Origin of the sequence: Runella sp. CRIBMP, assembly GCF_009905605.1 — a bacterium.
Lineage (GTDB): Bacteria > Bacteroidota > Bacteroidia > Cytophagales > Spirosomataceae > Runella.
Genome location: NZ_JAAAKZ010000001.1, coordinates 220,992 through 233,327, shown reverse-complemented (window position 1 = coordinate 233,327; position 12,336 = coordinate 220,992). Strand labels below are relative to the sequence as shown.

10 protein-coding genes are annotated in these 12,336 nt (G+C 48.2%); 3 read left to right on the top strand and 7 right to left on the bottom strand.

Translation table 11 applies throughout. The annotated features are described in order from the left end of the window. Positions 1-2: 2 nt before the first annotated feature. Entirely contained in the window at positions 3-680 is a 678-nt protein-coding gene (locus GVN20_RS00965) for a LytTR family DNA-binding domain-containing protein (RefSeq protein ID WP_166556542.1), read from the top strand. Here GVN20_RS00965 and GVN20_RS00960 read toward each other — a convergent pair. From GVN20_RS00960 to gcvP, 4 genes are all read right to left on the bottom strand, one after another. After that, positions 644-949 carry a DUF433 domain-containing protein gene (locus GVN20_RS00960; protein ID WP_229598936.1) on the bottom strand — a complete coding sequence of 102 codons (306 nt, stop codon included), beginning with the start codon at positions 947-949 and terminating at the stop codon, positions 644-646. The genes GVN20_RS00965 and GVN20_RS00960 overlap by 37 nt on opposite strands. A 51-nt stretch (positions 950-1,000) precedes the next feature. Beyond that, entirely contained in the window at positions 1,001-2,311 is a 1,311-nt protein-coding gene (locus tag GVN20_RS00955) for a deoxyribodipyrimidine photo-lyase (RefSeq protein ID WP_166556541.1), read from the bottom strand. 60 nt (positions 2,312-2,371) lie between these two features. Further along, a complete protein-coding gene (locus tag GVN20_RS00950) occupies positions 2,372-2,788 on the bottom strand; it encodes a CBS domain-containing protein (protein ID WP_114463424.1) in 417 nt (138 codons plus the stop codon). Between the two features lie 181 nt (positions 2,789-2,969). After that, positions 2,970-5,855, bottom strand: coding sequence for an aminomethyl-transferring glycine dehydrogenase (gene gcvP, locus GVN20_RS00945; protein WP_166556540.1), 2,886 nt, complete (start codon positions 5,853-5,855; stop codon positions 2,970-2,972). 195 nt (positions 5,856-6,050) lie between these two features. On the opposite strand from gcvP, the gene GVN20_RS00940 reads away from it, so the two are divergent. Together GVN20_RS00940 and GVN20_RS00935 are read left to right on the top strand one after the other, a co-directional pair. Continuing rightward, positions 6,051-7,730, top strand: a complete 1,680-nt coding sequence (locus tag GVN20_RS00940; RefSeq protein ID WP_166556539.1) for a GH39 family glycosyl hydrolase — start codon at positions 6,051-6,053, stop codon at positions 7,728-7,730. Between the two features lie 155 nt (positions 7,731-7,885). Further along, positions 7,886-8,428 carry a hypothetical protein gene (locus tag GVN20_RS00935; protein WP_166556538.1) on the top strand — a complete coding sequence of 181 codons (543 nt, stop codon included), beginning with the start codon at positions 7,886-7,888 and terminating at the stop codon, positions 8,426-8,428. A 181-nt stretch (positions 8,429-8,609) separates the two neighbouring features. Here the strand turns inward: GVN20_RS00935 and GVN20_RS00930 are convergent, their stop codons facing one another. The 3 genes from GVN20_RS00930 to GVN20_RS00920 form a co-directional block, all read right to left on the bottom strand. Beyond that, entirely contained in the window at positions 8,610-10,124 is a 1,515-nt protein-coding gene (locus GVN20_RS00930; protein ID WP_166556537.1) for a 4-hydroxyphenylacetate 3-hydroxylase family protein, read from the bottom strand. 94 nt (positions 10,125-10,218) lie between these two features. Then, positions 10,219-10,974: an enoyl-CoA hydratase/isomerase family protein gene (locus GVN20_RS00925; RefSeq protein ID WP_166556536.1), complete on the bottom strand. Its 756-nt coding sequence runs from the start codon at positions 10,972-10,974 to the stop codon at positions 10,219-10,221. Between the two features lie 47 nt (positions 10,975-11,021). After that, complete coding sequence (locus tag GVN20_RS00920; RefSeq protein ID WP_166556535.1) at positions 11,022-12,194, bottom strand: hydroxymethylglutaryl-CoA reductase; 1,173 nt, start codon at positions 12,192-12,194, stop codon at positions 11,022-11,024. Positions 12,195-12,336: the final 142 nt, after the last annotated feature.

Here is a 12,336-nt window from a genome sequence, read left to right as displayed (position 1 = left end):
CGATGATTGCCATTGCCCTTGATGATGAACCCGCTGCCCTCGAAATCTTGCGCCGGCACGCCGAAAAAGTACCCTTTATCAGCCTCACACACACGTTTGTAAGTACGGCAGATGCTTTGGCATTTCTGGGCCAAAATACCGTTGATGTTTTGTTTTTGGACGTGCAAATGCCCGATATGCTCGGAACAGACTTTGCCCGATTGCTCAATAATACTAAAACACACATCATTTTTGTGACGGCATATCCTGATTATGCCGTGGAAGGTTTTGCATTGCACGCCCTAGATTACCTGCTCAAACCCGTCGAGTTCGGGCGCTTTTTGCAGGCTTGCAACCGCGCACTGGGGCAGCACTCCAAAAAAACGGGTGAGTCGTCGGGTATTTTTGTCAAAGACGGCTACGATTGGGTCAGGGTCAATGTGGACGAAATTTTGTATATTCAGTCAGACACCAACCTACTGTTTATCCATGAACGCACCCGCAAGGTCACGACCCGCATGACGCTCAATGAAATGTTGGCCCAGCTGCCGCCCGACCGCTTTTTGCGCATTCATAAATCCTATTTGGTGGCGCTCAACGCCATTCAGAAAATGGAACGCCATCAGGTAACAGTTGGCAATGTCACCATTCCACTGGCGGGGAGTTATAAAGGAGAACTGGAAGCGCGGCTGTTGAAGTGAAGGGGGTTTTTACGAGGCACATTTTCATCAAGCAGCACTTTCATATAACTGACGGATGTCTTTTCGGAAGAAAACGTCTGCTGTACTATTTCCAATAAAGCAACCGCATATTCATGCTTCACGGTCGGAAAGTCATCCAAAAACTCTTCCAGTGATACTCCTTTTTCTAAATGTACAAACAACGACCACACCGGCACACGCGTTCCCGTGAAAACAGGCGTGCCGCCCAATGTTTCCGGGTCAATCGTAATAATATCCTTGAGTTTCATTCTTTTAATCGGTTTGCTTATGCAATTTAAACAAACAGAACGACAAAACAATTATATGCCTTTCAACGCCTTCTGATACACTTTCAAGCACCGCTCCCGCGCAAACGCATGATCGACGATGGGGCGGGGGTACTCAAAACTATTGATTTCAGGAACCCATTTTTTAATATAAACAAGCTGTGGGTCAAACTTTTGGGTTTGAGAAGTGGGGTTAAAAATCCGGAAATAAGGCGCCGCATCTGTTCCCGAGCCCGACGCCCACTGCCAGCCGCCGTTGTTGGCCGACATATCATAATCCAATAGTTTTTGGGCAAAATAGGCTTCGCCCCAACGCCAGTCAATGAGCAAATGTTTGGTCAGAAAGCTCGCCACTACCATCCGGACGCGGTTGTGCATAAAACCCGTGACGTTTAGTTCGCGCATACCCGCATCCACAATCGGGTAGCCCGTGCGGCCTTCGCACCACGCCTGAAATTGGGCATCATCGTGTCGCCATTCAATTTTATCATACTCGGGTCGGAAGGCTCTGCCCTGCCCTACGTGCGGAAAATGCCAGAGAATCTGCATGTAAAAATCCCGCCAAATCAGTTCGTTCAGAAAGGTTTCGTTCAACGTTTGGGCTTTACGGGCCAATTCTCGAATCGAAATAGTTCCGAACCGCAAGTGTACACTCAAGCGTGAAGTGCCCGGAATCGACGGTATATCCCGACGTTCTTTGTAGTGCTCAATGAGCTCATTTCGCACCGTTTTCGACGGAAACGGTTGGCCCGTCGGTTCAAATCCCATGCGTTCGAGCGAGGGAATCTCCAATGGTTTTGTTTTGAGAAACGCCTCAAAATACGCCTCAGTCGGGTACGAGCGCAGATAAAAATCGTTGACGGTTTCTTTCCACTTGCGACTATAAGGCGTAAAAACAGTATAAGGCGTTCCCGCGCCGCTTAGCACTTCGCTTTTTTCAAATATACACTGGTCTTTGTGGGTATAAAAAGCCGTCCCTCGACTGTTCAAAAACTCACCGATTGCTTTGTCGCGGGCAAGGGCGTAGGGTTCGTAATCGTGATTAGTATGCACTTCAGCGATGTAGTATTCGTCCGAAAGCTGCTGCCATACTTCTGAGGGCTTGCCGTATTTTACAATGAGTGTACTGCCGAGTTGCGTTAATTGCGTTTGAAGTTCATGAATGGCCAGATGAATAAACTCTACCCGACGGTCTTTTTTGTCCTCCAATTGGTCCAAAATCTCGGTATCAAAAATAAACACGGGCAAAACTGGATTGCCTGACTTGAGCGCGTGATACAATCCTGCATTGTCGTGTAAGCGCAAATCGCGACGAAACCAAAAAAGCGTAAGAGGAGTATGCATAAAAAAAACGGCGTATTTGTATTGCTACAAACCACGCCGTTTGGTAGATTGTTTTAAAAGCTAGTATTGTTCCAGCATATATTTTATCACGTCGGTGGTGGTCACAATGCCCGCCAAATGACCATTTTCAACCACTGGTAAAGCGTGGTATTCTTCGGTCGTAAGGATTTCGGCCACTTCTCTGATGCTCAGAGAAGCCTCTACCGTACGCGGCTTTTGGGTCATTACCTGTTGAATGGAAAGCATTTCTAAAATGGCTTCGTCGGCCCCCTCCTGATTCTCAAACAACGAACTGAATGTTAGCCGATTAATGTCCGTGCTACTTATGATTCCTACCACTTCTGTCCCGTCCAAAACGGGCAAGTGACGAATGTGATTCTTTTTAACTAATTCAATTACTTCGTGTAAATCGTCGGTTACTTTTACGGTAAACACGTTTTTGGTCATGATGTGCGAAACTGGTTCTCTTCTTTTCATTGGGAAATTGTTTTTTGTGATGTTCAATATTCACCATTTCCCGCCAAATACTTTATGACCAACAACATCCCCAAAAAATGCTTTTTGTCATTTTCAATAAAAATCCCCCGACCGCCAAAGCAACCGAGGGATTTATTAATTGGTGTCAGTTATCAACAACCAAAAATCTGGTTTTATTTGATTATGCTTCTGCCTGCGCGTATTCTTCAACTGGCACACATGCGCACACCAAATGACGGTCACCATAGGCTGAATCAATGCGGCTTACGCTTGGCCAAAACTTATTGAAACGCAAATGAGGTAACGGGAAAGCCGCTCTCTCGCGAGTGTAAGGGCGCTCCCAATTTTCGGTCAATACCACGCGTGCCGTGTGAGGGGCATTTTTCAGAACGTTATCGGCTTTATCGGCAATACCTTCTTCTACTTCGCGGATTTCGGCACGGATGCTTAACAGCGCATCGCAAAAACGATCCAATTCTGCTTTTGACTCCGATTCTGTTGGTTCAATCATTAGCGTACCCGCTACCGGGAACGACAAGGTTGGCGCGTGGAATCCGTAGTCCATCAAGCGCTTGGCCAAATCCTCCGCTTCAATACCCGCCGCTTTGAATGGGCGACAATCTACGATCATTTCGTGCGCACAACGACCGTTTGCCCCTGTATACAGGATTTCAAACTGACCGTCACCGGCCAAACGCTGTTTGATGTAGTTGGCGTTCAAAATCGCCATTTTTGTAGCATTGGTAACTCCTTCTGCCCCCATCATAGCGATGTAGGCATGCGAGATGGTCAGGATGCTGGCCGAGCCATAAGGAGCGGCAGAAACGGCACCATGAACTTTATCGGTCGAATCAGAAAGATTCACGTGTCCCGGCAAATACGGCACTAAATGCGCCGCTACGCCGATGGGCCCCATACCCGGACCACCGCCGCCGTGAGGAATACAGAAGGTTTTGTGCAAGTTGAGGTGACAAACATCTGCGCCAATCGTGGCAGGGCTGGTCAAGCCTACCTGTGCGTTCATGTTTGCCCCGTCCATGTATACTTGTCCACCGTGATTGTGGATAACTTGGCAAATTTCAATGATACTTTCTTCAAATACGCCGTGAGTCGAAGGATAAGTCACCATCAAACACGCCAACTCGTTGCTGTACTGCTCGGCTTTGGCTTTGAGGTCAGCTACGTCGATGTTTCCGCGTTCGTCGCATTTGGTCACCACCACTTTCATACCTGCCATCACGGCCGAAGCTGGGTTGGTACCGTGCGCCGACGACGGAATCAAGGCCACGTTGCGGTGGCTGTCGCCGCGCGCCTCGTGATACGCCCGAATCACCATCAAGCCTGCGTACTCGCCCTGCGCACCCGAGTTGGGTTGCAGCGACATGGCCGCGAAGCCCGTGATTTCGCACAGCCAATCGTTCAAATGTTTGAACAACAATTGGTAACCCGCCGTTTGATTTACGGGGGCAAAAGGGTGCATCTTACCGAACTCAGGCCACGTAACGGGAATCATCTCGGCCGTAGCGTTGAGTTTCATTGTACAACTTCCCAACGAAATCATGGAATGAACCAACGATAAATCTTTGCTTTCCAACGACTTCAAATAACGAAGCATATCGTGCTCGGTATGGTACGTGCCGAAGACGGGATGCGTCAAATAATCCGACTGACGGGCCAAATTCTCGGGGAAAATTACGTCCACTTCGCTCGGAACCGTCATCTCCACGCCTTCGCCTGAAGCCGTGGCGAACAAATCCAAGATAGCAATCAAATCACTGAATGACTTTACTTCATCAAACGACACACCTACGTGCCCATTTGCGCTGTAACGTAAGTTAATCCAACGTTTTTCAGCTTCTTCGCGCAAGTTGTCGGCATTGTGCACCTTTACCGTAACGGTATCAAAATAGTTTTGGGTCAACACTTCATAGCCCATGTGCGACACCGAATCGGCAAAGGCTTTGGTCAATCCGTGAATTTTAGAAGCAATCGCTTTCAAACCTTCGGGTCCGTGATAGACAGCGTAAGCCGCCGCCATGACCGAAAGTAACACTTGAGCGGTACAAATATTGGAAGTCGCTTTTTCGCGACGAATATGTTGCTCGCGCGTTTGGAGCGCCATACGTAGCGCCCGATTTCCTTCGGCATCAATAGACACACCAATAATACGGCCTGGAATCTGACGCTTAAAGGCATCTTTTGTTGCAAAAAAAGCTGCGTGCGGGCCACCGTAGCCCATCGGAACCCCAAAACGCTGGGCCGAACCTACGACTACATCGGCGCCCATTTCACCGGGTGCTTTTAGCAAAGTAAGGCTTAATAAATCAGCGGCAACGGCCACAAAAATATTCAGTTCGTGCGCAGCAGCGATAAAATCGGTATAATCAATGACTTCACCGTCGGTAGCAGGATATTGCACCAACACTCCATAAATGGCAGGGTCGGTCAAATCTACCTTGGTATGGTCGCCCACTACTACGTTGATATTCAATGGAGTAGCACGGGTATAGATCAAATCAATGGTTTGTGGATGACAACGGTCCGACACAAAGAACGTTTCCGCTTTTTTCTTGGCCGCAGGGCGAAGGCTGTGGAGCATCGTCATGGCTTCGGCAGCAGCGGTGGCTTCATCCAACAAAGAGGCATTAGCGATTTCCATGCCCGTCAAATCAATGACCGCCGTTTGGAAGTTGAGCAACATCTCCAAACGTCCCTGCGCGATTTCGGCTTGGTAAGGTGTATACGCCGTGTACCAAGCAGGATTTTCCAGAATATTCCGTAAAATCACATTGGGTACATGGGTATCGTAATAACCTGTTCCGATGTAAGATTGAAAAATGCGGTTTTGACGCGCTACTTTTTTCAAATCGTTCAAAAAGTCAGATTCTGACTTCGGGGCGGGTAAGTTTAACGGTTGGGCCAGACGGATAGCCGCCGGCACCGTTTGCTCTATCAACTCGTCGAGCGTAGCTACGCCGACCGTTTTCAGCATTTCCTGTAAATCTTTGGGACTTTGGCCGTGGTGACGGCGCTCGAAGGATTCTTGTTGGTGAAGACTGATTTTCATCCGATTTATCAGAGCGGTATGTGAGTGTAAATTTTCGCAAAAATAGTCAAAAAAGAGGCCGCTTGTTGCCTTCTTTTCTTGGAAAAACAAAATTCAGGAAGTAAAGTTTATTCAATCCTGCTTATTAATAAATAAAGTGGCAAAAAGCCTTAGTTGAGCCGTCATTACGTTCTCTCTTCAGTAATACTAAAAAAAATGAAAAACATACCCTTCGCCAGAATTTTGATTTTGTGGTTTTGCTGCATAAGTGGTTGGGGACAAAAAGCCACCCTCACCGTTGATTTCAGCAAAGAAATCGGCCCCATGCAACCCGCCTGGGCGTGGTTTGGCTACGACGAGCCGAATTATACCTACATGAAAGACGGCAAAAAATTGTTGACCGAAATCGCCGCTCTCAGCCCCGTACCAGTATACGTACGCGCCCACAACCTGCTCACCACTGGCGACGGAACTCCCGCGCTGAAATGGGGTTCGACCAATGCTTATACCGAAGACGCGCAGGGCAATCCGATATATGATTGGACCATTGTGGATAAAATATTCGATACTTACATTGAGCGCGGCATGAAACCGCTCGCCCAGATTGGCTTCATGCCCGAAGCCCTTTCCACCAAACCCGAGCCTTATCGACATCATTTTGTTCCCGGACAATCGTATACAACGATATTTACCGGCTGGACCTACCCGCCCAAAGACTATAAAAAATGGGCCGAATTGGTCTACCAATGGGTCAAACATTCTGTAGCGCGGTATGGGCAAAAAGAAGTGGAAAGCTGGTATTGGGAATTGTGGAACGAACCCGACAGCCCTTATTGGGGAGGCACAGTACAGGAATATTGCAAACTGTACGATTACTCTGCTGACGCTGTGCGACGCGCACTGCCCACGGCCAAAATCGGTGGCCCACACGTGACCGGCCCGGCAGGACGCAGAGGGGGTAATTTCCTGAAAACCTTTTTGAAACACTGCACCCAAGACACCAACTACGTGACGGGCAAAATCGGCACGCCCCTGGATTTTGTGGCTTTTCACGCCAAAGGCGCGCCCAAACTCGTGAACGGGCACGTACAGATGAACATGGGCACGCAGCTGCGGGATATTTCAACGGGATTTGAGATCGTGGCGTCGTTTCCGCAACTCAAAAACATACCCATCATCATCGGAGAGTCTGACCCTGAGGGCTGCGCGGCCTGCGGCATGAAAACCGATCCGCAAAATGCTTACCGCAACGGTACCATGTATTCGAGCTACACGGCGGCTTCGTTTGCGCGAAAATACGCATTGGCTGATCTGCACCAAGTCAATTTCAAAGGCGCGGTTTCGTGGTCGTTTGAGTTTGAAGACCAACCTTGGTTCTACGGATTTCGGGATCTGGCCACCAACGGCGTGGACAAACCCGTGTTGAACGTATTCAGAATGTTTGGGATGATGAACGGAAAACGCGTGGACGTCAAAGGAAACTTGATGTACCCCACGCTGACGGTACGGGATTCCAGCATTCGCCGCGCCACTCCCGACATCGGCGGATTGGGCACCAAAGACGAAGGCACGGCGGCCGTGATGCTTTGGAATTACCACGACGATGATGTCGCGGGCACGACAGCCACAATCGACATAACCCTCAAGAACATTCCGGCTAAAAAAGTCAACATCACGCACTACCGCATCGACAATGAGCACAGCAACAGCTACGAAGTGTGGAAAAAAATGGGCTCCCCCACCAACCCCACGGCGGAACAAATCACCGAACTAGAAAAAGCGGGACAACTTGCCCGTTACGGCGAGTCCAAGCGCCAAACCGTGAAAGACGGGCAATTAATTTTTTCAACTACGTTGCCTCGACAGGGAGTGGGTTTGGTGACTTTGGAGTGGTGAGATTTTAATTCCTGATTTTCATTATCCCAACAGATTAAATATCGTTTAAGTAAGCCTTTGGGGGGCAAAAACTAACATCCGTTAATCATTAATCCCTATTTTTTAGATAAAGTTTAAAGTCCCTTTCAAAACTAAGAAACATTATATCTGAAAATATGAAAAGCCTGAGGTTGCTGATTTTCGTATTGGGTGCTGTATATCTTGTAGGAGGATGTGATCAAAATAAAACAGACCCGCAGTTTCCCAGAAAAATGACCGGCCGACATAACGGAAAAGTTTGGCCAAATCCCAGACTGAACACTTATTATTTGAATTACTGTCTCCCCAAAAAAGACAGATTTGAGCTTTACATTTATGCGGATATAGCTTCTTTCCCCTTTAAGGAAGAAATGAGTATAGTTCATATCCCTACCGTTACGGGACGGTATACAGTTGTAAAAAAGATATTTCCCAGAAATTGCAACCAAGTTGAGGGATCAGTTATTTGGCTAGATTTTGACGAGGCGGTCAGCAGATACGATATTTTTGAAGGAAAAAATGAGCGCAATGAAATCATTATTTCAAAAATAGATACCGTTGCCAATACCGTAGAAGGCTCCTTCAGCTTGTCATTTGTAGTTACTGAAAAGGATTTCAGGAGTCTGACGGATACAATCCGGGTAAGTGCTGCTTTTCAGTCTCCTATTTCTAAAATTTAGGATATACTGAAACTCTCAACACATTGGTCTGCATCCTCGAAGACCTAAAATCGTTTGAGTGAGTCTGTGTAGAACAAGGCTTAAATTAACAGATAAGTCCTAATTATATTCGCTGATTTTTTTATTCTGCGAATATCAGCACAACCAAATCTGTGAACATCTGCGGGGAAACCTTTTACCTTCAAATCTCAAACACCCGTCCAAAATAACTCCCCGCCTCTTCCACCACCGCCTCTGTATCAGTTACTTCAATCCCTGCCAACACTTTCGCCAGGCGTTTTTTGTATTCCAACTGCATTAAACGCGCAATTTGAATCCGCTGGGCTTGGGGCGAACCGGCACCGTGCATGGACTCGGTGAGGTAGCCCACGGCATTGCGGCCCAAGGTCATGTTTTCGATAAGGCGAAACATGCGAAAACGGTCTTCGGTCGGTACGTTGGGCTTTCCTTTGAGGTATTTTTTGAGGAGTTCGTGGGTTTCGGGGTTGTTGTAATCCTGCTCAGAAGGCAGCGTGACCATCAATCCACCCGCCAAATCCTGCGCCAAACGGCTGATCTCGTAGGGGAAACGCGTCACGTGGTGTTTGCAGACATTGGCCAATACATCGTCGGGTAAATACGCCCCCGATTCGGTCGGATAGCCTTGGTACGACGCCGCAATGCCCGTGCCGTAAATGGTTTCGTTGAGGTGCGTCATTTCCACCAATTTATCTTTGATGTGGCTCGCTTTTTCGGCTCCGTTCATTTCCACGATATTGGCTGCGGCCCCAATCAACACATCGCCCACGCCACTTTTACAGACATAACTCCGACGGTGATAGCACGTAAAACGCTCCACCAACATCGACGCAAATTCATATTCCCCATCCATGAAAATCAGCGGATTAGGAATGAATACATCTTCAAAAATCACCATTGCTTCCTGTCCGCCAAAGTTGGCATTGCCCGCATCCATGCTGCCGCCTTCCATGCTGCGCGTATCGCACGATTGTCGTCCGTAGATGTACGTAATGCCCGGCGCCTCCACGGGTACCGCGCCTACAATGGCGTAGTCTTTGTCTTGTTCGCCCAAGCGCATGGTCGGCATCACCAGCAGCCAATGCGAATTAAGACAGCCCGTTTGGTGCGCTTTAGCCCCTGTTATATAAACTCCTTCGGAGGTACGGCGGGTAATGTGGACAAACAAATCAGGGTCAACTTGCTCGTGCGGGGCTTTGCTGCGGTCACCTTTGACGTCGGTCATGGCTCCGCCAATGACAAAATTACGACGGTGCATCTCAGTCAAAAAGTCCACAAACCGCTCGTGATAGGTTGTTTTGTATTTTTTGTCCATTTCAAACGTTGTCGAAAACAGCGCATTGAACGCGTCCATCCCTACGCAGCGCTGGAAGCAGGTGCCCGTATTTTGACCGAGTTTGCGCTGCATTTTATTTTGCAGGACCAAATCGTTGGCGCTCGTCGAAATGTGCAGAAAGCGATTGATGCACTCGCCCGTAAAAGGTGAAATCACCGACGCCAATTCGGGCTCCCGAAGCGCCAAATCATAGGTTTCGGCCACGGCATTCACCGACGGACGAATCATGGGGTGCTCGGAAGGTTCTTCAACCAATTCCCCAAACAAATACACTTTCAATTTGCGGCCTTTGAGACTTTCGCGGTAGTCTTGGGAGGTTTGGATTTTGGTTTGAACAGGCATAAAAGCAGCAATTTTAAAGTACTAAAAAGATGAGACACAGACTTGGGAAGTTTCGTATTCTTATGAGTATAAAACTTTCCAAGTCTTCGCATGCTTATTTATTCTTCTCAAAATTTCGTAAAAAATCTTCTCGGTCCGTGATTTTAAAATCGGCATCCCATTCGTATTCCAAGCCGCGGTGCAGGCCGTGATGTGCCCCGAAATAGTACATCTTTTTCATGGCGGCAATGGTCTGAGCGGAGTTGCCCTTAATTTTTTCGGCCACCTCATTCACCGTAGTTTCCAACTCCGCCAAGGGTACTGATTTATTGACCAAACCGATGCGTTCGGCTTCTTTCCCCGACACGGGTTGCGCCGTAAACGACATTTCCATGGCTTTCATCAAACCCACTTTTTGCTGTAACCGTTGAGTCATTCCCCACTTGGGAGCAATGCCCCATTTGGTGTGCGTATCGCCAATTTGTGCCTCGTCGGCGGCATAGACCAAGTCGAATGCCATCATCAATTCCGTCGCCCCAGTATAGCAATGTCCATTTACCTGCGCGATGGTCACTTGAGGCATGGATTGAAGCGCCAAAATAAACGCAACGCCCATTTCCATCACTTCAAAATTGGAGAAATGCCCGCTCTGAATACTTTCGTTGAGGGCTTTTAAATCTACTCCAGCCGACCACGCTCTGCCCGTACCCGTCACGATGAGTACTTTGACGGATTCGTCCAAAGCTACTTTTTGGGTCGCGTCAGTGAGCTCGGCGATGAGATTAGGACTGAGGGCGTTGAGCACCGATGGGCGATTGAACGTAATGCGGGCAATGCCGTCGGTTTGCGAAAAAAGAATGTCTTGATACATGATTTCAGGAGTTAGAAGTCAGAATTCAGGAGTGAGAATGACGTGTTTTAACGATTGCGGCCGTATTGTTCGTGGCTGCTGACCCATTCGTTGGCGACGATGGCCGCGCCCAGTGACAATTCGCCGCACAATACCGTAGCGGCAACAATTTCGGCTAATTTATTCACTTTTCCGGCACCATAGCAATCCATCATTTCCAAACATTCCCGTTGCGTGGGTAACCCCGTACCACCGCCGTAAGTAGCCACGATGAGCGAGGGAAGGGTAACGGAAAAATAATAGTCTCCGTTGGGCTTCAGTTCTACATACACTATTCCTGCCGAAGATTCGGCTACGTTGGCCACATCCTGTCCCGTGGCGATAAAAACAGCCGTGATGCCATTGGCAAAATGTGACCCGTTGCTGATGGCATTGGACAACATCGACCCTACGTTGGAATAGTTTCTTTGTTTAAACAAGGCCTCACTGCTCACGTGCATAATGCGCTGCAACAGTTCGTTGGGAAGTGTGATCTCGGCCACCACCCGCTTACCTCGGGTTTGGAGCGTATTCAGGTGGGAGTGTTTTTTGTCGGTATCCATATTGGCCGCCATCGTAAAATGCTCCAATCCTTCGATGTTTTGTTCCAATACCCAATGACACGCCCGGTGCGTGGCTTTGGTGACCATGTTCTGCCCGGCAGCATCACCGGTAGAGTAATTGAAGCGCAGCCAATGGAGTTTTCCAACGGTATATTGCTCAATGTCAATCAGTTTTCCAACGGAGGTTGTTTCTTCGGCCTGTGCTTTAAGTTGGTCAAAATGAGCGGCTACCCAGTCGCCGAAAGCTCTTGAACAGCGGGCATTTTCAAAAACAAACAAAGGAGCGCGTTGCATGGCGTCGTCCATTACGGTGGTAACTATGCCCCCTGCTTCGCGGCACAATTTCATGCCCCGGTTGTAGCTTGCCACCAGTGTACCTTCGGTAGTGGCCATGGGAACGTAAAAATCACCTTGGGCATATTCGCCGAGTACTTTTAAGGGCCCTGCAAAACCAATCGGAACTTGGGCGACACCCGCAAAATTTTCAATATTTCCTTTCAATACGGAGGGGTCAAACGAGTGTTTGTCAATGTGCTGAAAATCAACGCCTGTTTGCTCAGTCACAAACGTCCGACGCGCTTGCGCTATTTCAGATGTATAATTATCGGTCTTATCGATCGGTAGTTTTGCGTTACTCATGGGTAGAGGGTTGGAATACCAACAAAAATACCTTTTTTCTCTGGAAGAAAATAGTGAAATCATAAACCCATCACCAACCCTTTTATAAACCAAAAATGCGCTCGTTTGTCAGAAAAAGAGCGCATTTTTAGTACTTAGTTAT

Bases quoted from the DNA above. Each gene is read 5' to 3' on its own strand.
- GVN20_RS00965 (WP_166556542.1), top strand. From the start codon at position 3: ATGATTGCCATTGCCCTTGATGATGAACCCGCTGCCCTCGAAATCTTG.
- GVN20_RS00960 (WP_229598936.1), bottom strand. From the start codon at position 949: ATGAAACTCAAGGATATTATTACGATTGACCCGGAAACATTGGGCGGC.
- GVN20_RS00955 (WP_166556541.1), bottom strand. From the start codon at position 2,311: ATGCATACTCCTCTTACGCTTTTTTGGTTTCGTCGCGATTTGCGCTTA.
- GVN20_RS00950 (WP_114463424.1), bottom strand. From the start codon at position 2,788: ATGAAAAGAAGAGAACCAGTTTCGCACATCATGACCAAAAACGTGTTT.
- gcvP (WP_166556540.1), bottom strand. From the start codon at position 5,855: ATGAAAATCAGTCTTCACCAACAAGAATCCTTCGAGCGCCGTCACCAC.
- GVN20_RS00940 (WP_166556539.1), top strand. From the start codon at position 6,051: ATGAAAAACATACCCTTCGCCAGAATTTTGATTTTGTGGTTTTGCTGC.
- GVN20_RS00935 (WP_166556538.1), top strand. From the start codon at position 7,886: ATGAAAAGCCTGAGGTTGCTGATTTTCGTATTGGGTGCTGTATATCTT.
- GVN20_RS00930 (WP_166556537.1), bottom strand. From the start codon at position 10,124: ATGCCTGTTCAAACCAAAATCCAAACCTCCCAAGACTACCGCGAAAGT.
- GVN20_RS00925 (WP_166556536.1), bottom strand. From the start codon at position 10,974: ATGTATCAAGACATTCTTTTTTCGCAAACCGACGGCATTGCCCGCATT.
- GVN20_RS00920 (WP_166556535.1), bottom strand. From the start codon at position 12,194: ATGAGTAACGCAAAACTACCGATCGATAAGACCGATAATTATACATCT.